Here is a 21,478-nt window from a genome sequence, read left to right on the forward strand (position 1 = left end):
GCCGATGACGGAGCGGTCGAGTGTCGCGGAGGCCGTCGGGCGCGTGGTGGCCGAGTGCGGCGCCGCCCGGGCCTTCGGCGTGGTGGGCAGCGGGAACCTCGCGGTGACGAACGCGCTGCGGGCGCGCGGCGTGCCGTTCGTGGCGGCCCGGCACGAGATGGGCGCGGCCACCATGGCCGACGCCTACGCGCGGATGAGTGACCGGCTCACCGTGGTGTCCACCCACCAGGGCTGCGGCCTGACCAACGCGCTCACCGGGATCAGCGAGGCCGCGAAGAGCCGTACCCCGATGCTGGTGCTCACCGCCGACACACCGGGTTCCGCGGTGCGGTCCAACTTCCGGATCGACCAGGACGCCGCGGTGCGCGCGGTGGGGGCGGTGTCGGAGCGGGTGCACTCCGCGGCCAGCGCGGTCGACGACGCGGTGCGCGCCTGCCGCACCGCGCTGCACGAACGCCGCACCGTGGTGCTGAACCTGCCGCTGGACGTGCAGGCGCAGGTGGTGGAGCCCCGGCCGGTCCGGGTGGCGGCCCCGCGCCCGGTGCGCCCCGAGCCCGCCGCGGTGACCGAGCTGACCGATCTGCTCGCCAACGCGCGGCGCCCGGTGTTCGTGGCGGGGCGCGGCGCGCGCGGTGCGGCCCCGGAGCTGCGCTCGCTCGCGGAAACCGCCGGTGCGCTCCTCGCCACCTCGGCCGTGGCCAACGGCCTGTTCCGGGGCGATACGTGGTCGCTGGGTATCTCCGGCGGGTTCTCCTCGCCGCTGGCCGCCGAGCTGATCTCGGATGCCGACCTCATCGTCGGCTGGGGCTGCGCGCTGAACACGTGGACCACGCGGCACGGCAGGCTGATCGGCTCGGACGCAAAGGCCGTGCAGGTCGACGTGGAGGCCGACGCGTTGGGCGCGCACCAACCGGTCGACCTGGGCGTGCTGGGCGACGTGGCGTTGACCGCCGCCGACGCGGAGACGGAGCTGGCCGCGCGCGGCCACAAGGCGACCGGATACCGGACCCCGGAGGTGCGGCAGCGCATCGCCGAGCGGGTGCGCTGGCGGGACGAGCCGTACGCCGAGCTCGCCGAGGAGGGCCACATCGACCCCCGCACGCTGAGCATCGGGCTGGACGACGCGCTGCCCGCCGCGCGTGCCGTCTCGGTGGACTCCGGCAACTTCATGGGCTATCCGAGCGTGTACCTGTCCGTCCCGGACCAGTACGGGTTCTGCTTTACGCAGGCGTTTCAGTCCATCGGACTCGGCCTGGCGACCGCGATCGGCACGGCGCTGGCCCAGCCGGACCGGATCCCGGTGGCCGCGCTCGGCGACGGCGGCTTCCACATGGCGCTCGCGGAGCTGGAGACCGTGGTGCGGCTGGGGCTGCCGATGGTGATCGTGGTGTACAACGACGCGGCCTACGGTGCCGAGGTGCACCACTTCGGCAGCGGCGTCGACCTGGACACGGTGTACTTCCCCGACACCGACATCGCCTCGATCGCTCGCGGCTTCGGATGCGCCGGGGTCACCGTGCGCCGACCGGAGGACCTGGACGCGGTGCGTGAATGGGTCGCCGGGGACCGGGCCGCCCCGCTCGTGGTGGACGCCAAGATCGCCAGCGACGGCGGTTCCTGGTGGCTCGCCGAGGCCTTCCGATAGCGCCCCCATGTCAGCCTCCGCCGCCTCGCCGGCCCGCCCGTTATCCCGCGGGTTGCGGCTGCCCCGCTCTCGCCAACCGGACCAGCGCGCAGCAGCGGGAGAACTCCGCTGGGGTGAACGGCAGACCGTCGCGCTCCACCACCAGGACGCCTTCGCCGTGGACGGCAAGGAACATTGAGGCCCCGGCGAGTTCGTCTCCGCCGAGCCCGGTAGCTGGCTCCGGGTGCCATGTCGTGCGGTGTGCCCCGGACATGCTGGTCAGCGCGTCCTCCAGGGGTATTCGGGCGGTGAGTAGCGCCTCAGCCAGGGTCAGCGCCCGCGTTGTGGTGTCACTGAGGTGGTGCACATCGGCGGGCGCGACCACCGCATCGCGTCCGCCCGCTCGGGAGATCTCGGTGCGCAGGTCGTTCGGGGTGATCCCGGGTGGGCCGGTCACCACGAACTCGTCGACCGCCTCGCCGGCCCCCGGATGCACGTGTACCACCCGAATGTCCACACCGATCCGGGCGAGCCGCGCGGTGAGCGCGGCCAGCCCTCCCGGGGCATCGGCAACCCCCACGCGAACGCGCCAGAGTGTGTCCCCGGGCTCGGGATCGTGGTTCACCGCGGGTCTCCGACGGTCCCGCCACCAGCGGTGCCCGAGCAGGCCGGCGATCAGTGCGGTTCCGACCGCGACCAGCACGAGCCCGCCGTACTCCCGGTGCCCCAGAGTCAGGACCACAAGATGCGCGGCGCCACCCGCGCAGAAAACCGCCGCCAGTTCCAGCACTTCCCGCCGCAGTCCGCCCTGGCTCGGCAGTGCCGTGCCGCCGTGTCGCTTCGAAAGACCCATGTTCCCCATGGTGCCCGCACGGCGTTGCCGATCCGTTGCTTCTTGTATACATGAGGTAACGCTTTGTTGTGACCTGGATTATGTGCTCCAGGTCTCGCGTCGGCTGACGCGTGGCGAGGCTGAGAGGGCGGGACCGGCACTGAGTCGGCCGGTCCCGCCCCGGGCGGCGTCACCGGCCCGCCGGCTCCTCCTCCGCGGCCTGGGCGGCCTCCGCTTCGAGGGCGTCTTTCTCGTCCTCAGCGGCGTCCCGGGCCTGGAGGACCCGGGTGTAGGGCAGCGCGAGCCAGACCGCGAGCAGCATCCCGATGACGCCGCCCGCGAGTTTGCCGAGGAAGAGCGAAGCAACCATGTTGGGCTGGAAGTTCGCGGTGAACGCGAGGTGGTCGCCGATGGTGAACGCGGCGCAGACCGCGAACGCGATCGTGAGCACCTTGTCCCGCGGCGGCATCGCCTGGACCACGCGGAACAGCGCCAGCACGTTCGCGGCTCCGGCCAGCAGCCCGGCCGCACCCTGATGGCTGAAGCCGAGGCGGCCGCCGACGACCGAGAGCGGCTTGGCGAGCCAGGTCTGGATCGCGTACACCATCGGGAACGCGCCCGCGAGCATGACACCGATGTATCCGGCGACCTCCAGGGCGCGGAACTGGTCTTCCTCGTCGGCGATGAACGGCGCGAGCGGCCACTCGCCGAAGATGTCGAAGACCCCCGTGAAGTACTGCACGACCGCCAGCGCGAGAGCGATCTTGATGGCGGCGTCCAGGCAGCGGCCGAAGACGATGAACGCCTTGACCATGAACCCGGTGAGGAACCGCAAGCCCAAGGCGAGCAGCACGACGAAGACCGCGATCGGCACCAGGTTGAGCAGGATCTCTGAGACGGGCATATCGAAGGGCAGGGTCGACTCCGCCGAGGTGGACACCTCCGCGCGAAGCGGGGTGCCCGCCATCTGGAGCAGCAGCGCCACGATGAACACGGCGAACGGGATTGCCAGCAAACCCGCCATGATCCCCAGCGCCATGTACTTGTGGTCGCGCTGCTTGAGCATCGCCAGCCCGACCGGGATCGTGAAGATGATCGTGGAGCCCGCGGTGAGGCTCACCGCGAACGCGAGGATCCACGCGCTGTGGCTTCCCGCGGTCTCGCTGGCCAGTTGGTAGCCGCCCATGTCGCCGGCGATGAGGGTGGTCGCCGCGAGCGAGGGGTCACTGTGGATCCACGCGTAGACCGGGCCCAGATAGGTGGTGATCAGGTCGCTGAGAATCGGGATCAGGCACATGATCCCGGCGACGGGAAGAAAGATCGGGCCTATCGCGTAGATGCCTTCTTTGAACTCCTTGCCCATGCCGCTCGTGTCGTTGAACAAGGACATGACGGCGCCCACCAAGAGGAACGCCATCATGATGTAGATGATGACCTGTCCGATAATTTCCATGGTGAATCCGATCCGGTACGGGGGCGGGGTCAGCCGAAGAGAGCACGAGTGTGGTCGTTCAGGAAGACACCGTTCGGATCGAACTCGCGGCGCACCGCGACGAACTCCTCGTAACCCGGGTACAGCTCGGCGACGCGGTCGCGGGTGAGCAGGTGGATCTTGCCCCAGTGGGCGCGGGCGTCGAAGCCCTGGAGCATCGCGTCGACGTCGAGCAGGTAGGGCCAGTAGTCGGTTCCCGGCGCGCCGGAAACGGACAGCACGGTGGTGTCGCGGCCCTGGAAGGGCGAGATCAGGCCTTCGTCCTGCTTGACCCAGCGCACTTCCAGCGGATACTGCTGCTCGGGGTGCCGGTTGCGCATCAGGTCCTGCATCGCCTCCACCGCCTCCAGGGCGTGGCGCGAGTCGACGTAGTACTCCAGTTCGTGGAACGGGATGCCGAACCCGCCCGGGTAGATCCGGTAGGCGCGGTCCCGGCGCGAGCCTTTCTCCGCGGAGACGCCGGTGCTCTCGTCGAGTTCCACCTCGTTGTAGCGCTTGGTGTAGCTGCGGTTGACCATGGACAGGTCGTCCGGGGTGGGGAGCTCGTACAGCTCCGCGGACCCTTCGTGCGGGCACCACAGGAAGGAGTAGTGGCGGTTGTCCGCGATGTCGCGGTCCCAGCTGGCGCGGGACTCCTCCCAGGTCGGATAGGTGATCTGCTCCTGCAGGTGGTACCGGGGGACGACTTCCAGCTCGACCTCCAGCAGGATGCCGAGCGTGCCCACCGCCACCTGCGCGGCACGCAGTTCGCGGACGTCCTTCTCGGTGATCTCGACGACCTCTCCGTGCCCGTTGAGGATTCGCGCGCCCTTCAACGTGGAGGAGAAACTGCCGAACTCGGTGCCCGAGCCGTGGGTGCCGGTGGAGAGGGCGCCGGCGATCGACTGGTGGTCGACGTCGCCCTGGTTGGCCAGGGACAGGCCGGCCTCCCACAGGGGCGGGCCGAACTCGCGGATCGCGGTACCGCCCAGCGCGCGCACGCGGCGCTTCTCAGCGTCCGTACCGGTCACGGCCGATACGTGCTGCATGTCGAGCAGGATGCCTCCGGTCTGCACGACGGGAGTGAAGGAATGGCCGGCGCCCAGCGCGCGGACCGGGTAGCCCTCGCGGATCGCGAAGCGGACGGTGTCGATCGCCTCCTGTTCCGTGCGGGGACGGACGGTGTAGGCGGGTGTCGCCGACTGGCTGCCGGACCAGTTGGTCCACTGCTGGTGCAGGCTGTGGTCGATGCCGGCGAGAGGGTTGGGGCGGCCGGTTGGGGAGGGGTTGGTCGGCTCCGAAGGCATGACAAGACTCCGATCGGTTGTCGGTCGCGGGAGGACGGGCACGGGCCGGCCATGGCCCGAAGGCCCGCACTCGGCGGGGCGTTACTGCAGCGCGGCTGCCGCGTGTGACGTGGGACCGCCGGCTAGCGCCGCGGTGTGTCCCACCGGCACTGTGTCGGCGCGGCGGCCGTCCCTGCTCCCGTGCGAGGGCTGGAGTGCTCAGCACGGGGGTTCCCCGGAACGCCGCTGTCGGACGTGGTTGGCCGGAGCGAGCCCCATGAGGGGCGGTGAGGTGCAGGGATCTCGACCTGGATGGCGCCGGTCGTGCGAAGGATTCGCACCGACTGGGTGGTCATCTGCGGTTCCGTCCTACGAGTTGGGGCAGTCGCCTGGACGCGACGCTGCGCATGGCGTCTGCCACCTAGAAAACATTATAGATTTAAAATTTAATCATATAATGTTTTTGTTCGATGACGGGGAGGCCACCATTCGATCTCGGGGGCCTGGCGAGCGTGGCCGACCCCGATGTTTGTCCAGGTCACAACGATACAGCCGCTAGGTTTCGCGGCATGCGTGCGCCGGGGCGCAGTGGGCTCTGGGCGGAGTCAGGAGACCGCGGCAACCCGCCAGGGCAGGCGCTCGGGGTCCAGGGACACCACATCGGTGAAGGAGTAGCGCTCCTCGGTGTCCGAGGGCAGCAGCGTCCCGGCGAGCACGTACGCGCTGGTCGAGGCGATCACGCGGTCGCGGTCATTGACCAGGGCCACCGCGGGCGCGTCGCTGCCGAGTGCTGTCCGGAACTCGCTCTCCAGTTGGTCCAGCCGCAGGTCAGCCGCTGCAACGCTCGTTCCGCCCCCCGTGGGGCAGGGAGTCGAGAGGGTCACGATGTTGCGGTCCGTTCCGCCGCTGTCGAAGTACGGACCCACTGCCGCCGCCCGTTGCCGGGCCACCGGAAGCGCGAACCACTGCATCTCGGTGTAGTCGTAGTAGCGGACCGAGGAGGGGTTGAAGACGTGGCGGGCGAACTCCAGTTCCTCGTGGCCGGACACGCGCCACCATTCAAGCCAGGTGTGCGCGTCGAGCAGCACGCCGGGGGCGAAGGCCACACCTGCCCCGTCGACCACGCGGCGGTTCCGGACCAGCATCTGCTGCAGGGCCGCGTCCACGTCGGTCAGGTCCGCGCGGTTCAGCGGACCGGAGGCCAGCGCAGCGGTGGTGACCTCGCCGATCTCCGCCAGCTCCTCGAAGACCGAGTCGATGCGTGCGCCGATGGCCTCGGAGGCCGCCCGCGCCCGGCGGTGCGGATCGTCATCGGCCATGATCGCTCCATCCGCCGTCGGTGACCATGAGGAAAAGCTCGATGATGTCCCGTATCTCGCGCTCGTGGTGCGCACCGCAGAGGCGCCCCGCGGAGTCCGGATCGTGTCGGGAGATCGCGTCGAGAATGGCGAGGTGCTCGTCGTTCGCCGTGCGTGCGGACTCGGTGAAGTCGTCGCGCAGCCACATGAGTTCCGCCAGCTCGCCGTGGACCTGCAGCGTTGAGTTGGCGAGGCGTTCGGAATGCGAGGCGTCGCTGACCGCAATGTGGAACCGGCTGTCGGTCCGGCGCAGGTTCTCCGGAGTCGTCGCGCTGTGGAACTCTCCGGCGATGAGCTCCGCCCGCCGGATGTCCTCGGAATCGGCGCGCAGAGCCGCGCGGCGGCCGACCCCTTCCGCGATCGTCGCCGCCAGATCACCCAGTTCGCGCAGTTCCTCGGTGGTGCGGTCCATGAGCCGGCCGATCAGTTGCTCTTGGCTGACCGGCGGATGCGTCGTGATGTAGCTCCCGCCACCGCGTCCCCGCTTGGTTTCGATGAAACCCTTCGCCCGCAGCTCAGCGAGGGACTGCCGCAGTGTGATCGACGACACGCCCAACTGCTCGGCCAGCACGGTTTCCGTCGGGAGCTTATCGCCGTGGTCGAGAATGCCGACGGCGATCGCCCGCTCCAGCCGCCGGGTGATCCGATCCGCCCTGCTGGACAGGACGGATTCGGTGCCGAGCATCTGAGCGATCATGCCGACCGTCGCTGTGGAGATCGTCGCCTCAGGCCACGACATCTCGGTGTCGTTGCTCACGTGGTCAGCCTAGTACTCGCGTTGTGGAACCGCCTCTGGGCGGGCACGAGTCCCGAAACGTGGACGTGCCCCGCCGCTCCGGTCGACAAAGCATGCGTTGATATGACAACCGTTATCGTTTTCTCTGATCGTGTGCGGGAGGGCCGGTGCGGCACGCATCCCTCTCTGCTGGCACGCAGCGGCTGTCCGCCGAGGGGGAGCGGCCCGGGCCAGCAGGGGTCAGGTGGCTGGCCACGCCCGCTCAGCGGTAGGCGCGGAGGAACACGTCGACCCCGTCCGCGATGATCGCGGAAATCTCCGGGTCCCCCGCTGAGCTCGCCGACTCGTCGTCGAGCGCGTCCAGGGCGAGGAGGAGGGTCAAGGCCTTGAAGTGCTGCACGGCACGGCGCGGGTCGGCCACCCGGATCTCGCCATCCGCGGCGAGCGCCGCGAACCGCTCTTCCAGCAACCGTTCCGGATGCTCGTCCGCGCCCTCGGGCAACCGCGGCGCCGATTGCCACCGCGAGGTCAGCCGCCGGAAGGTCACGTAGTCCGACGACGGGAACGCTTCTGTCGCCAGCCGGAGTGCGAAGGCCGTCAGCGCTTCGTGCAGGTCGCGTCCCTTGGTGAGCTCCTCGTCGATCACCTGGCGCACGGTCGCCGTCAAGGAGTCGCCGACGCGGACGAGGACGCTGTGGAAAAGGGTCTGCTTATCGCCGAAGTGGTCGTAGATGGTCCGTTTGGACACCTTGGCCCGGACTGCGATGGCGTCGACGCTGGTGAGCTCGTACCCCTCGGAGGCGAACAGCGCCTCGGCCGCATCAAGGATGGCCGCTTGCTTGCTCTCGGACCGCTGCCGCCGACCAGGGGTCTGCATGGTCGCTCTCGCCGTCGCCATGTTCTCACCTTATTCCAACCGAAAAATGAAACTGCACTGTGTAGTGTGATTTTTGAAAAGAGCAGCACGCCCGGATGGAAGAGGAGTACACGTGCCAGTTGCGGAGTCCGCGTTGGCCCCGGCGCCCGCGGTCGACATTCGAGCGCAGGGCCTGACGAAGCGATACGGCAACACCACCGCGGTGGACGACCTGTCCTTCACCGCGAACCCCGGCGTTATCACCGGGTTCCTCGGACCCAACGGAGCAGGCAAGAGCACGGCGCTGCGCATGCTCCTGGGGCTGACCAAGCCCACCCGGGGCACCATCACGATCGGCGACCGCCACATCAGCGAGTTCGGCGACCCGGCACGCAGGGTCGGCGCCCTGTTGGATGCCCGTGCGGTCCACCCGCAACGCATCGCCTCCGACCACCTGCTCGCCTTCGCCCAGACCGCGGGCCTCGGCAAAAAGCGGGTGGGCGAGGTGCTGGACCTCGTAGGACTGACGGACGCGGCGAAGCGCCGCACCGGCGAGTTCTCCTTGGGCATGCACCAACGCCTGGGCATCGCGACGGCCCTGCTCGGCGACCCGGGAGTGCTGGTGCTCGACGAGCCGCTCAACGGCCTGGACCCCGAGGGCATCCGCTGGATGCGCACCCTGATGCGCGACCTCGCCGCAGAGGGCCGCACCATCCTGTTCTCCAGCCACCTGATGTCCGAGATGGAGCTGACCGCCGACAACCTCGTCGTCATCGGCCAGGGCCGGCTCATCGCCGAGGCGACACTCGAGGAGTTCGTGCAGGAACACACGACGCAGACGGTCACCGTCCGGTCGCCGGAATTCGACGAACTCGGGTCCGCACTGAGCCGGGCCGGCATCACCTTCGACCGGGCGGCCGGTCCCAGCCTCCTCGTCACCGGAGCCGACGCCTCGACAGTTGGCAAGATCGCCGCAACCGAGGGGATCGCCCTCGAAGAGCTCACGCGGGTCCGCGAGTCCCTGGAGGACGTCTTCCTCCGGCTCACCCACAACGCCACCGAGTACGAAAGCCACGCAGCATGAACATCCTCCGCTCCGAATGGACCAAACTCCGCAGTGTCCGCAGCACCTGGATCGCGGCCCTGAGCACCGTCGTCTCCGGTGCCGCGCTGAGTCTGCTCAGCGCCTCCGGCGTGCTCGGCACGCCTCCGTCCGAGCTGCCCGGCGGCTGGGATCCGACGGCGGCAAGCCTGCAGGGGTTCATCTTCGCGCAGTTGGTCATCGGGATGCTCGGCGCTCTCAGTGTCACGGCCGAGTACGACACCGGCATGATCGGCACCAGCCTCGCGGCCGTCCCCTCGCGGTCCCGCCTGCTCACGGCCAAGCTCGCCGTTGCGGCGGCCATCGCACTCGGCACCGGACTCGCGACGACGCTCGTCAGCTTCACGGCGGTCCAGATTATGTTCGACGGCGCCGGCCTGCCCGCCGCCGGCATCGCCGACCCCGGCGTCGCGGGCGCGCTCGTCGGTGCAATGCTCTACCTGGCCCTCATCGCCTTGCTCGGGGCGGCCGTCGGTACGCTGACGCGGTCGGCCACCAGCAGTCTCGCCGTGCTCGTCGGTGCCCTCCTGATCGTGCCCGCCACCGGTCCGGGTCTGCCCGGCGTCCTCGGCGACTGGTTCGCCCGGTACTGGCCGATCACCGCCGGCCAAGCCTCCTACACAGTGGTCCCCGCCGCCGACATGGTCGCCCCCGCGCTCGGATTCGGGATTCTCGCCGCGACCACCGCGGCCGCCGGTATCGCCGGCCACACCGCGTTCCGGGTCCGCGACGTGTGAGGGCTCCGCGCGGGCGACCCTTGCGCGGTACCACTGTGCTGCCGGAGCCGGAGAAGGGGGTGGCCGACCCCGGGTGAAGCGCGTTCCCGGAGCACCGGCTCCGGCCGCGGAGTCCGGCGTTCCGGGCCCGCGCCTGTGCGGTGCCGCCCGAGTCCGCGCCTGCCGAGCACCAATGGGGCACACGCCACCTCGCGGTTATCGGCTGGTAGGCCGGACGCTTCGTGGTCGGCTCCGGGAAGGACGGCACTCCGCCTACCGATGGGCGGCCGTGCGGCGTCAGAGGTTTCCTCGGAGCCCTACCCGGAAGTATCGGGTTCGTCCTCGTCCTGGGCGCTGTCGGCGCCGCTGTCTCGCACCGGTTCGCGGCGGCGAAGCAGAGCGGGATCGGCATAGGCCTGCCAACCGTAGCGGGCGAAGTGCTCGGCACTCCGGCGCTCCGCCACCCCCTCCTCCAGTTCCCGCAGCAGGCTTTCTGCCCTGGGTGTGTGGTCGGGGTGTTGGGTGGTGATGGCGTGGTGGTACCAGGTGTGGGCGGTTTCGGTGTTGCCTTGCTCGTATTCCAGGATGCCGAGGTTGCTCATGGCACGGGGCGCTTCGTCGGGGTGTTCGGTGGTGATAACACGGCGCAACCAGGTGTGGGCGGTTTCGGTGTTGCCTTGCTCGTATTCCAGGACGCCGAGGCCGACCATGGCGGAGGGCGCTTCCTCGGGGTGTTCGGTGGTGATGGCGTGGTGGTACCAGGTGCGGGCGGTTTCGGTGTTGCCCTGCTGCTTTTCCAGGACGCCGAGGTTGTACATGGCGCGGGGTGTGTGGTCGGGGTGTTGGGTGGTGATGGCGTGGTGGTACCAGGTGCGGGCGGTTTCGGTGTTGCCCTGCTGCTTTTCCAGGACGCCGAGGTTGTACATGGCGCGGGGTGTGTGGTCGGGGTGTTGGGTGGTGATGGCGTGGTGGTACCAGGTGCGGGCGGCCCCGGTGTTGCCCTGCTGCTCTTCCAGGATGCCGAGGTTGCTCATGGCACGGGGCGCTTCGTCGGGGTGTTGGGTGGTGATAACACGGCGCAACCAGGTGCGGGCGGTTTCGGTGTTGCCCTGCTCGTATTCCAGGACGCCGAGGCCGACCATGGCACGGGGCGCTTCGTCGGGGTGTTCGGTGCTGATAACACGGCGCAACCAGATGTGGGCCGCTTCGACGTTTCCTTCGGTTGCCAGCCATTGTGCGATTCGGGTCAACGCAGCCGGATCAATCTCGGTGTCGGTATGGTTCAGCAGGCGCCGCGCGGCCGGATAGGCCCCCAACCGCAGGGCGGTATAGCCCAGGTCGCGGCGCTGGTCGCCGTCGAAGTACATGTCGGCGTAGCGCCACAGCGGGTCGGCCACCGCCCAGGCGGCCGGCTCCTCGGCGTCCTCGGCCAGCGCCGCCAGCAGGGGGTGGGCGGTGTAGAAGGCCCCGGAGGCGTCTTTGTACTCATCCACCAGCCGGGGGCGGTGCGCCGCCTCCGAAGTCCGCGCCCATTTCAGCGCCGCGCGGAAATCAGAGGCCGACACCGGGGAGTTGGGAGGCCGGCCGGCGAGGTGGTTGCGGTAGGCGCGGTAGAGGTAGTCGAGCACGATCGTGTTGAGGCGCCGGGGCGGGGAGATGCGCTGCCAGTCGGTGACGGCCCGCACCAGCGCGATCCGGCTCGTGGCCTGTTCGCCTTGGTCCGACAAGGCGTCGCGGATCTGAGTCCAGGACACCAGCAGCCGTCCCAGGAGCACGTCGTCTTCGGCCTCCAGCACCGGCCGCAGGTCCGCATACAGGTCGGCCTCGGCCACGTCCCGGAGTTCCGAGCCGGTGAGCGCTCCCACGTCGATGCGATGGGCGTGGTCCTCGATCTGCATCCGCGCCGGTTCGGGCACCCGCGCCCCCTCCAGTACCGCGCTGTCGAGGGTGGCCAGGATCCGCACTCCGGTCGGCAGGTCGCGGGCAACGGCCTGGGCGAGTTCGACGAAACGCTCCGGGGTGAGGCGCTCCAGCCACAGCACCACCCCGTGATCCCGGTCGACGTGCTCGGCCGCTGCGGTGATCATGTCGGCCAGGGGCACCGACGGGTCGTCGACGAAGGCGGCCACCCGCCACTGGCCGAGCGCGGAGCGGGCGGCCTGGGCGAGGGTGCGGGTGGTCCCGGCCAGGCGAGGCCCGCAGACCAGGACGGTGCGGCGGGTCTCATCGGCGAGCGCGGAGGCCAGGGCGGCATCGGCGGCCCGCGCAAGATAGGGCCCCTCGCCCTCGTCGGCGTAGCGGGAGGGGTGGGCGCCCAGAGCACGGGGCGTGACCTCGGTGAGCAGGCGGGGACGCCCGCGGGGGCCGGTGAGGCCCTCCCACAGGTGCGGCTCGGGCTGGGCGGGTCGGGCGGTTTTGTGGGTGATCAGGCCGGTGGCGGCGGCCGCCACCACAGCGCCGGCGGCCCACAGCGCTGTGGTGGCATCGGGCGCGGTGGGCTGGATCTGGTTGGTGGCGACGCCGACCACCACGGTGAGGAGCGCGAGGGCGCCGCTGCTTACCCACGGGCCCCAGCGCGCCTTCACCGCGCCCGCCCGGGTCCGTCAGGGCGGGCGGCGAGCCCGTGGTGCGGGACGCTCGGGGGACGGGCCAGGTAAGGGGGCACGGCCGAAGCATCCTTGCCTTTTCGGGACGGCTGGGGGATGGGAGCCATGGAAGCACACGGGCGAGCGGGGGTGCACGGGATCGAGGGAAAGGCGGCCGGAACGGGCCACTGGCCGGCCGACCCTCCGTCGGACTCCCCGCCCTTCCGGTGGCCTCGCTCCGAGACAGGCCGCACCATCGGATGGGTCGGCCAGGGCCTGCTGGTTGGGGTCGGGCGCTGGCCGTCAGCTCAGGGGGCGTTGCAGCAGAAGCGCGGTGAACTGCTGGGATGTGCCCCACGGCGTGAGGTGGTCCTCGCCGGCGGTGTCGACGAGGCGGTAGCCGGGGAACTGGTCGGCGAGTTCGGCGTGGGTGTAGCGCACGATCGGCAGGCCACTGCACGTGGTCGGGCCGTCCGGGCCGAAGGTCGCCACGACGAGCCAGCCGCCCGGCCGCAGTGAGCGCTCCAACGAGGCGAGGTAGTCGGCGCGTTCCCCGGGCTCGGTGAGGAAGTGGTAGACGGCCCGGTCGTGCCACAGTGCGTACTCGCGTCCCATACGCAGGTCGAGAACGTCGGCCACGGTGAGGGTGACGTCCGCACCAGCCGGACCGAGACGGTCGCGGACGGTGTTCAGGGCCGTGACGGACAGGTCGACCGCCGACAGGTCGCGGTAGCCGCGTTCGAGGAGGTGGTCCATCAGCGTCGACCATCCGGCGCCCACATCGATGATCGGCTCGTCGAGCCCGAGCTCCGCCTTGTCGACCAGCCCCAGCGAGAGCCCCGGGACCGACTGCCACCAAGAGACCCCGTCGACGTCCTTGTCGTTGTGGACCCCTTCCCAGAACGCCGTCCGGGCCGCCGGCTGGTTCGGGCGCGCTATGTCGTCGTTGGCCATGGTCCCGACGGTAAACCCGGCGGGGCGGTTTCGGCAGCGCGGGAAGGCGCCGTCATGGTTTCGTAAGGGCCGATCCGCGCCCTGCGGCGCCCGCCCGTCCCTACGGTGGGCTCCATGGTTGAACTGACAGCTCCCGAGCAGGAGCCGAACCCCCTCGGCGAGGTCCATACCCTGGTCGACGGCGGCGACATGGACTGCGGCAGCGGTCTGCTGCTCCTGATCACCCGCGCGATGCGGCGGCTCACGCCCGGCCAGGTGCTCGGCGTGCGCAGCGCGGAGCCCAGCGTCGCCACCGATCTGCCCGCCTGGGCCGACCTGGTGGGGCATGAGATCGTCACCGAGACCGCCGAGTCGGCCGAGGGTCCCTGGTGGTTCGCCGTGCGCAAGGTGGACCAGACCGCCCGGGCGGCCACCGTCTTCAGCCAGGGCGAACGGACGCCGGTGGGCCGCCGGATCTGGATCTACACCAACTTCAACTGCAATCTCGCCTGCGACTACTGCTGCGCCGAATCCTCCCCGAAGGTTCCCGCCCGGCGCTTCGACCCCGCCATCGCCACCACGGTGCTCGACGAGTTCGTATCCCAGGGAGGCCGCGAGGTGTTCTTCACCGGCGGCGAGCCCTTCATGCACCCCCAGCTCGGTGTTCTGGTCGAGGCGGCGGCCGGCCTGGACCGCACCATCCTGACCAACGGGATGGTCTTCGCCAAGGGCACCCGCCGAGAGATACTGGAGAACCTGGACCGGGACGTGGTGCTCCAGATCAGCCTCGACTCGGCCACGCCCGAGCTGCACGACCGGCAGCGGGGTGCGGGTTCGTGGTCGCGGGCGTTGGACGGTATCGAGCTGGCCCGCTCGCTCGGCTTCCGGGTGCGGGTCGCCGCCACGTTGTACGACGAGGACCCCGAAGAGGCCGACGCGCTGCACCGGCGCCTCGACGAGAGTGGGATCGCCGCGTCGGACCGGGTGATCCGGCCCGTGGCCCAGGAAGGTTTCGCCACCACGGGAATGCACGTCTCCCTCGAGAACCTGGAGCCGGAGCCGACCCTCACCGCGGACGGAGCCTGGTGGCATCCGGTGGCGGTCACCAACCCGCACCTGCGGATCGCCGGTGCCCCGCTGCCGCTGGCCGAGGTCTTCGGCGTGGTGCGGGACACGCTCGCTGTCCAGGACGCCGCTGCCCAGTCGGGACGTGAGGTCTTCCGCTGTGCCTGAGCGAGGGTTCACGGACCCGTCACGACCGGCGCCGCCGCCGGACGCTCGGTCCTCGATGGGCGCAACGGCCGTTGGACGGCGGACGAAGGAGGCTCGGTGAGCGTCATAACCACCGGTGCGGCCGCCACCCGCTGGCTTTTCGGGCCCGCGACCGACGGGGACAGCGTGCGGGACGGCGACCGTGCCACTGTCCGGCGCGGACCAGCCGCCGCCGCGTGCTTCCTCCGCGTCCTGCTCGGCCTGATGTGGCTCTACAACGTGGTGTGGAAGCGCCCCCCGGACTTCGGGAGCGAAACCGAGGGGCTTTACCACTGGACCGCCTTCGCCGTGAGCCACCCGGTGTTCCCCCCGTACAGCTGGGTCGTGGAGCGGGTCGTCCTGCCCAACATAGTGCCCTTCGGCTGGGGCGTGCTGGTCGCCGAGACCGCGGTCGCGGTGCTGTTGCTGACCGGTGCCTGGGTGCGGGTCGCCGCGGTTCTCGGTGCGGGCACGTCCCTGGCGATCGCCTTCTCGGTGGCGTTCGCGCCGCACGAGTGGCCCTGGGCCTACTGGTTGATGATCGGCGCCCACGTGGTCGTCCTCTACTCCCCGGCGGGGCGGGTGCTCGCCGTCGACGCGGTGCGGGACCGCGTGAGCTCCGCCCGGAGCCTCGGCTTGGTGTGGGGCGCGGCCGCGGTCATCGCCGGTGCCTTCAGCGCCCTCAACTCGACCGGAGACCCCCTCGCCCCCAAAGGCACCGGTCTGGTGTCCACCGAGCTGGCGCTCAGCCTCGGCGAGTACAACCTCGCCGGCGGACTGGTGCTTGCGCTGGCCGGAGCCCTGGTGCTGGTGGCCGCCGCTACCAGAACCGCCCTGCCCGGCTGGGCGGCGGCCGGCGCCGGTCTCCTGGCCGCGCTGTCCCTGTACGCCCAGGTTGGCTTCACCGATCCGCTGTTGGGCGGCACCGCGACCTCGGCGGCGTTCCTCCTGTCCGTCGCGCTTGTCGCCGGGACAGTCGCCGGCGCGTCGCGCCGGGCACGGCAGAGCGCCTGACCCCCGGAACCCCTTCGACCACCACCCGAACGCGAACAGGGAAGTGTCCATGCCTGCCACACCGTTAACCCGTCGCACGTTGCTTGCCGGCACCACAGCGATGCTCGCGCTGAGCGCCTGCGGCAGCGGTGAGGGGGCGGATGCGAAAGAACTCGGGATCTCCGCCATTCCCGACCAGGACCCCGAGCTGCTCAACCGGCTCTATCCCGCCCTGGCCGAGCGGTTCGCCGACGAGACCGGACTCAATGTGGCCTACCAGCCCGTCACCGACTACACCGCCGTGGTACGCGCCTTCGAGATCGGCGACGTGCACCTGGCCTGGATGGGCGGGCTGACCGGAGTCCAAGCGCGTGAGCGCGTACCGGATGCCACCGCTATCGCGCAGCGCGACATCGACGCCGACTTCCACAGCCTCTTCATCGCCAACTCCGGCTCGGGGCCGCGGCCGTTCGACGGGACAGCCGGGCTGAGCGGTCTCGCGGGGCACACCCTCACCTTCGGCAGCGAGACCTCCACCTCCGGTCGGCTCATGCCCCAGTACTTCATGCGGGAGGCCGGACTCAAGCAGAGCGACCTGCGGGGGGAGCCGGGGTTCTCCGGCTCCCACGACGCCACCATCGAGGCCGTCGCCAACGGCAGCTTCGAGGTCGGGGCCGTCAACGAGCAGGTCTGGGACGCCACCGTCGAGGCGGGCGAGGTCGACCTGAGCGACGTGGAGGTGCTGTGGCGCACCCCCGGCTACGCCGACTACCACTGGCTGGTGCGCCCCGACATCGACGACGCCTTCGGCAAGGGCACCCGCGAGAAGGTGCTGGACCTGCTCCTGGGACTCGACCAGGAGAACTCCGCGGACGCCGAACTGCTCGATCTCTTCGGAGCCGAGTCGTTCGTGCGGACCAAGGACTCCGACTACGACCGGATCGAGGACGTGGCGCGCGACCTGGGACTGTTGGAGTGAGCGGCTCCGCACCGGTGATCCGGCTCCGCTCCGTGGGGCACCGCTTCGGCTCGCACGAGGCGCTGCGCGATCTGGACCTCACCGTCCACGCTGGGCAGCGCCTGGCGGTTCTCGGCACGAGCGGAGCCGGGAAGAGCACGCTCCTGGCCCTGCTCAACGGGTCGTTGGAGCCGACCGCGGGCAGCGTGGAGGTGTTCGGCGAGAACCCCGCGCGCCTGTCCGCCGCACGCAGGCGGCAACTCCAACGGCGCATCGGCTCGGTCAGCCAGGAATTCGCCCTGATCGAGCAGGTCCGGGTGCTGCACAACGTCAACGCGGGCCGGCTCGCACGGTGGAGCACCGCCCGCGCGCTGGCCTCGATGGTCTGGCCCCACGGGCTGGGGGAGGTCCGAGAGGCGCTCGACCGTGTCGGTCTGGGGTGGGCACTGCACGAACGCACCGAACGCCTGTCCGGCGGCGAGCGGCAGCGTGTCGCCATCGCCCGGCTCCTGGTGCAGGCGCCGGAGCTGGTCGTGGCCGACGAGCCCGTCGCCAGCCTCGACCCGGTGCGCGCCGCGGGAGTCCTCGACCTCCTCGGCACGCTGCCGACCGCGGGAACGCTCGTGGTCAGCCTGCACCAGCCGTCGCTGGCCCGCGAGCACTGCACGCGCGTGGTGGGTCTGCGGCAGGGCCAGATCGTCCTCGACCGCCCGGCCGCCGACGTGAGCAGTGCGGCCCTGGACGACCTCTACGCTCTCGCATGACACTCCGTCTCGACGCCCCGCCGTCACCGCCGGCCGCACCCGCGCCGACCCGCGAGCACGTGAGCGGGCGCAAGGTCCTGCTCCGCAAGCTCGTGTCCCTGACCGCGGTGGCCGCGATGCTGGCCTGGGCGGTGCACCGCGCCTTCCCCTCCGGGGGCGAGCTGGTCAACCAGGACGGCCTGGCCCTGTTCGGCGACCTCGCGGCGACCGCGCTCCGCCCCTCCCTCGACGCCGACTTCCTCAGCGTGGTGCTTGAGGCCGCGGCGACGACACTGGCCCTGGCCCTGCTCGGGTCAGTGGGGGCGCTGGTGGTGGGGCTGGTTGGCGGCCTGGTCCTCAGCGACGTGGCGTGGGGTGACGCGCCGCCGTGGCCGGTGCGTATGGGGCGGCTCGTCCTCCGCGGCGCGCTGGTGGCCGTCCGCTCGGTCCACGAGCTGGTGTGGGCGCTGTTCCTCGTGACCGTGCTCGGCCTCGACCCGCTCGTCGCCGTCCTGGCGCTCACCCTGCCCTTCGGCGCGCAGAGCGCCCAGGTCTTCGGGGAGACGTTCGACGCCGTGCCCGACGCTCCGCTGCGTTCGCTGCGTGCCGCCGGCGCCAAACGCTTCTCCGCTCTGGTCTATGCCCTCCTGCCCGCCACAGCGCCGCTGCTGCTGTCCTACTCCTTCTACCGGTTCGAGTGCGCGTTGCGGTCCGCGGTCGTACTCGGGGTCGCCGGCGTGGGAGGCCTGGGATTCGAGCTCACCGTGAGCCTGCAGTCGCGGAACTGGGACGAGGTCTGGACGCTCGTCGCGGCACTGCTGGTGCTCGCCGGGGCGATCGAGCTGTGGAGCAACCGCGTCCGCTCCGATGTCGCGGTGGTGACCTGCGCCGACTGGTCAGTCGGACGCGAGAGGCCCGACGAGGGGCGGGCGCCGCGCGGCCTGACCCGCTCGACCCGCCTGTCCCTGGCCCTGATGGTGCCGGCGATCTCCCTCGCCTGGTGGTGGGTCGGCCTCTCACCGGCCGGTCTCACTTCGGCCGGCACCCGGGAACGCGGCGGTCAGCTGCTCAGCGACCTGTGGCCGCCCGCACTCCCGGAGGGCGGCTGGCCGGTGCTGATCGGCGCCGCCCTGGACACAGTGACCATGGCCGTCCTCGCCATGGTCCTGGCGGTCGCGATCACCCTGCTCGTGGGCCCCTGGGCCAGCCGCCCACGCGCCGGTCGGCACGGGCCGGCGGCCTCGGGCCGAAAGGCCGTCTGGGCGGTGGCCCGCGCGGTGCTGCTGGTCCTGCGGTCGATCCCGCCGACGGTGTGGGCCATCATCGCGCTCCTGGGTTTCTTCCCGGGCATCCTGCCCGGTGCCCTGGCGCTGGGGCTCTACACCGGAGGGATCCTCGGCCGGCTGGTCGCCGAAGCCTGGGAGACCATGAACCTCAAGCCACGGGAGTCCCTGCGCGACGCCGGCGTCCCGCGCGCGGCCGCGGCGGTGGTGTCCATGACGCCGCCGTCCGCGAACCACCTGGTCACCTATACGCTCTACCGGTTCGAGATCTGCGTGCGCGACACCGCCATCGTCGGTGTCGTCGGCGCCGCGGGACTGGGCCGGCTGCTGAACGAGCGTCTCGCGGCCTTCGACTTCCCGGTGGTCGCCAGCGTCCTGTTGGCGTCGTTGCTGGTCAGTATCGCTGTGGAGACGCTGGGACGCCGGGTACGGCGCGCGCTTCGAGCCTGACCCCGCAGCAGGGAAAAGAGTGCGTAACCGGCCGGGCGCGGCCCGTGGGACAGCAGGTGGGGCGGTGGTAGCGATGTTCGCACCCGCCGGCCGGACGCGGCACGGGGTGCTTATCCAACGCCGCCGCCCACTCAGACGAAGGGAACCACGGAGCCGATGGTGACCACACCGAGAGCCAGCGCGAGCACGCGGTAGTTCTTGTACCAGGGCGTGCCGGAGAGTTCGGCGGACTCCCGGTGCCAGGTTTCCCGACTCCAGGTGATCTCGGCGGTTCTCGCGGGTGGCGGATCCGTGGCCAAGGAGATGACCACGAACACGACAAGGCTGATGAGGAACATGAGCCCTGTGGCGTAGAGGAACTGGATGTCGAAAAGTCCGAAGACCTCGCCGGCGAAGAACGCCGCCAACCCGAACGGGACGAGGACGAGGGTCCAGAAGCCCGCCGCTGTGGAGGCGCGCTGCCAGAAAATGCCGCCGAGCAGCACCACGACCAGGGGCATGGTCACGTAGCCCAGGAACGACTGGAAGTACGCCACGATGCCGCTGAAGGTGGTGATCACCGGTGCCCACAAGGCCGCGACCACCATGAAGACCCCGACGAGTATTCGCCCGATAGCCAGTAGCTGCCGTTCGGTGAATTCGCGTTTTCCCTGTTTGATGAAGTCGTTGACGACCAGGCTTGAGGCGCCGTTGAGGACCGAGTCGAGGGTGGACATCAGCGCGAACACCAGGGCCGCGACAACCGCACCGCGTATACCGACGGGCAGGTAGTCGAATACCAGCGCTGGCCAGACCAAATCGCTGTTGGGCATCTCGTCCTGGTCGTAGATACCGCGGCCGAGAACACCCGGGAAGATCAGGAGAACCAGGACGGGTAGCTGCAGCGAACCAGCGAACAGCGCTCCCCAGCGCCCGTGGTCGATGTTCTTGGCCGCGAGTACTCGCTGGACCACGATGTGGTTGGTGACCCATACATAGAACGACAGCCAGATCGCACCGGTAAAGATTCCCGGCCAGGGGAGAAAGTCGTCGCCGGCGGGCGGCGCCACCGTGAAACCGCCCTCTGGCGCCAGTTCGGGCAGCGTCGACCACTCGTAGCCGAACTCGGCGAAGACGGTGATGAAGATCGCGGCTCCGGCGGCGAACAGCACGATCCCTTGGATCGTGTCGGTGATCATGACGGATTTCAACCCACCGACCAGAACGTATCCGCCGCCGAGTAACGCGATGACCGCTATGTGGACGCCCAGTGGGACTTCGGGAAAGAGCAGTGACAGGACCAGTGACCCGGCGAACATCGCCCCGGCACTGTCCAGAAGCATGGCGGTGACGACGGTGAAACCCGAGAACGCGTATCGGGCCCGCCGGTCGTAGCGCCGTTCGAGGAACTCCGGAACAGTGGTGATTTTGGACTGCAGATAGAAGGGCAGGATCAGCAGGGCGAATACGAGCAGCACGAGTGTGGCTACCCACTCGAAGTTCCACACCGAGATCCCCGTCTCGAATCCCGCCCCTGCCAGACCCAGATACTGCGTTCCGCTGAACTGGGTCGCGAAGAGGGAGAATCCGACGACCGGCCATACCATTGTACGCCCAGCGAGGAAGTAGCTTTCGGTGCCTTCCTGCTTTCGGCCGATCCAGAGCGCAAATCCCACGACCGCGGTCACGAACACCACGATGACAAGCAGATCGATCGGACCGAGTTCGAAATCCGGCATCCCTGGCTCCTACCGGTGGTCGCCTTGTCGCCGAGCACCGGTGGTGCCTGGCTGTGTTCGGGCTCGTTCCGCATGAACGGTCAGGACCGAGCATGGCGCCTCGCGCACGAGTGACACGGACAGGTCGCCCAGTGCGGCGCGCTGGCCAGGGCTTCTCCCGCGGGCGCCGACAACCAGCAGTCCAGAGCCGAGTTCCTCCGCGGCGGCGATTACCGCCGCTTCGACCCGCCGGCCCAGCCGGACCCAAGCGTGGTCGAGGCGGAGGCCTTTGGCCGAGACCTCCTGGACCCGACGATCAACAAGCGCCTGTCCCTCTGTGCGTAGGCGTTCGATATGGGTCGCTGTGACCGTGGTGCCGACCACACTGGGTGCCAACGACTTGGAGTGCACGAGCGACAACGAAGATTCGGTCGTGAGCGCCAACTCCACAGCCGTTTTGAGCGCCCAGTCCGATTCGGGGGCGCCGTCGTCCGCCACGAGCATCGAGGTGGGAAACGAGGCCATCGAGGAACCTCCCTCCTGTGCTCTGGAACTGGTGGCCCAATTGTCGCAACCGACGGCATTGTTCGCACAAGAAACACGC

At 69.9% G+C, this 21,478-nt stretch carries 18 protein-coding genes; 8 read left to right on the forward strand and 10 right to left on the reverse strand.

Annotated features, from left to right (window positions below):
* The first annotated feature begins 4 nt into the window (after nucleotides 1–4).
* On the forward strand, nucleotides 5–1,645 hold the full coding sequence (locus tag F4561_RS06545; protein WP_184575766.1) for a thiamine pyrophosphate-binding protein: 1,641 nt from the start codon (nucleotides 5–7) through the stop codon (nucleotides 1,643–1,645).
* A 40-nt stretch (nucleotides 1,646–1,685) separates the two neighbouring features.
* Here the strand turns inward: F4561_RS06545 and F4561_RS06550 are convergent, their stop codons facing one another.
* The 6 genes from F4561_RS06550 to F4561_RS06575 form a co-directional block, all read right to left on the reverse strand.
* A complete protein-coding gene (locus tag F4561_RS06550; protein WP_221445387.1) occupies nucleotides 1,686–2,477 on the reverse strand; it encodes a hypothetical protein in 792 nt (263 codons plus the stop codon).
* Nucleotides 2,478–2,646: 169 nt separating this feature from the next.
* Nucleotides 2,647–3,909 (reverse strand): ethanolamine utilization protein EutH, encoded by a 1,263-nt coding sequence (locus tag F4561_RS06555; RefSeq protein ID WP_184575768.1) that lies wholly within the window; start codon nucleotides 3,907–3,909, stop codon nucleotides 2,647–2,649.
* Between the two features lie 29 nt (nucleotides 3,910–3,938).
* Nucleotides 3,939–5,234 (reverse strand): D-arabinono-1,4-lactone oxidase, encoded by a 1,296-nt coding sequence (locus F4561_RS06560; RefSeq protein ID WP_184575770.1) that lies wholly within the window; start codon nucleotides 5,232–5,234, stop codon nucleotides 3,939–3,941.
* A 584-nt stretch (nucleotides 5,235–5,818) separates the two neighbouring features.
* Nucleotides 5,819–6,532: a cache domain-containing protein gene (locus tag F4561_RS06565; protein ID WP_184575772.1), complete on the reverse strand. Its 714-nt coding sequence runs from the start codon at nucleotides 6,530–6,532 to the stop codon at nucleotides 5,819–5,821.
* Nucleotides 6,522–7,328: a FadR/GntR family transcriptional regulator gene (locus F4561_RS06570; protein WP_184575775.1), complete on the reverse strand. Its 807-nt coding sequence runs from the start codon at nucleotides 7,326–7,328 to the stop codon at nucleotides 6,522–6,524. The genes F4561_RS06565 and F4561_RS06570 overlap by 11 nt, the downstream gene beginning before the upstream one ends.
* A 241-nt stretch (nucleotides 7,329–7,569) precedes the next feature.
* Nucleotides 7,570–8,205, reverse strand: a complete 636-nt coding sequence (locus F4561_RS06575) for a TetR/AcrR family transcriptional regulator (RefSeq protein ID WP_184575777.1) — start codon at nucleotides 8,203–8,205, stop codon at nucleotides 7,570–7,572.
* 91 nt (nucleotides 8,206–8,296) lie between these two features.
* Between F4561_RS06575 and F4561_RS06580 the strand changes: the two genes are divergently transcribed.
* Complete coding sequence (locus F4561_RS06580) at nucleotides 8,297–9,247, forward strand: ABC transporter ATP-binding protein (protein WP_312885168.1); 951 nt, start codon at nucleotides 8,297–8,299, stop codon at nucleotides 9,245–9,247.
* Nucleotides 9,244–10,002 (forward strand): ABC transporter permease, encoded by a 759-nt coding sequence (locus tag F4561_RS06585; RefSeq protein ID WP_184575779.1) that lies wholly within the window; start codon nucleotides 9,244–9,246, stop codon nucleotides 10,000–10,002. The genes F4561_RS06580 and F4561_RS06585 overlap by 4 nt, the downstream gene beginning before the upstream one ends.
* Before the next feature lie 296 nt (nucleotides 10,003–10,298).
* Here the strand turns inward: F4561_RS06585 and F4561_RS33605 are convergent, their stop codons facing one another.
* Together F4561_RS33605 and F4561_RS06595 are read right to left on the reverse strand one after the other, a co-directional pair.
* Nucleotides 10,299–12,566: a tetratricopeptide repeat protein gene (locus F4561_RS33605; protein WP_184575781.1), complete on the reverse strand. Its 2,268-nt coding sequence runs from the start codon at nucleotides 12,564–12,566 to the stop codon at nucleotides 10,299–10,301.
* Nucleotides 12,567–12,869: 303 nt separating this feature from the next.
* On the reverse strand, nucleotides 12,870–13,520 hold the full coding sequence (locus F4561_RS06595) for a class I SAM-dependent methyltransferase (protein WP_184575783.1): 651 nt from the start codon (nucleotides 13,518–13,520) through the stop codon (nucleotides 12,870–12,872).
* Between the two features lie 114 nt (nucleotides 13,521–13,634).
* Between F4561_RS06595 and F4561_RS06600 the strand changes: the two genes are divergently transcribed.
* From F4561_RS06600 to F4561_RS06620, 5 genes are all read left to right on the forward strand, one after another.
* The gene (locus F4561_RS06600) at nucleotides 13,635–14,732 is read left to right on the forward strand and encodes a radical SAM protein (protein WP_184575785.1); all 1,098 of its coding nucleotides are present in this window, start codon (nucleotides 13,635–13,637) and stop codon (nucleotides 14,730–14,732) included.
* Nucleotides 14,733–14,828: 96 nt separating this feature from the next.
* Nucleotides 14,829–15,764: an Rv1678 family membrane protein gene (locus F4561_RS06605; protein WP_184575787.1), complete on the forward strand. Its 936-nt coding sequence runs from the start codon at nucleotides 14,829–14,831 to the stop codon at nucleotides 15,762–15,764.
* 49 nt (nucleotides 15,765–15,813) lie between these two features.
* Complete coding sequence (locus F4561_RS06610; RefSeq protein WP_184575789.1) at nucleotides 15,814–16,722, forward strand: putative selenate ABC transporter substrate-binding protein; 909 nt, start codon at nucleotides 15,814–15,816, stop codon at nucleotides 16,720–16,722.
* On the forward strand, nucleotides 16,719–17,465 hold the full coding sequence (locus F4561_RS06615) for a phosphonate ABC transporter ATP-binding protein (protein ID WP_184575791.1): 747 nt from the start codon (nucleotides 16,719–16,721) through the stop codon (nucleotides 17,463–17,465). Before F4561_RS06610 ends, F4561_RS06615 begins: the two co-directional genes overlap by 4 nt.
* Complete coding sequence (locus F4561_RS06620; protein ID WP_184575794.1) at nucleotides 17,462–19,177, forward strand: PhnE/PtxC family ABC transporter permease; 1,716 nt, start codon at nucleotides 17,462–17,464, stop codon at nucleotides 19,175–19,177. The genes F4561_RS06615 and F4561_RS06620 overlap by 4 nt, the downstream gene beginning before the upstream one ends.
* Nucleotides 19,178–19,308: 131 nt before the next feature.
* Here F4561_RS06620 and F4561_RS06625 read toward each other — a convergent pair whose 3' ends face one another.
* Together F4561_RS06625 and F4561_RS06630 are read right to left on the reverse strand one after the other, a co-directional pair.
* Nucleotides 19,309–20,895 (reverse strand): sodium:solute symporter family transporter, encoded by a 1,587-nt coding sequence (locus F4561_RS06625; protein WP_184575795.1) that lies wholly within the window; start codon nucleotides 20,893–20,895, stop codon nucleotides 19,309–19,311.
* Nucleotides 20,896–20,904: 9 nt separating this feature from the next.
* Entirely contained in the window at nucleotides 20,905–21,399 is a 495-nt protein-coding gene (locus F4561_RS06630; RefSeq protein ID WP_184575797.1) for a universal stress protein, read from the reverse strand.
* Nucleotides 21,400–21,478 lie beyond the last annotated feature (79 nt).

It is taken from the genome of Lipingzhangella halophila (genome assembly GCF_014203805.1).
Taxonomy (GTDB): domain Bacteria; phylum Actinomycetota; class Actinomycetes; order Streptosporangiales; family Streptosporangiaceae; genus Lipingzhangella; species Lipingzhangella halophila.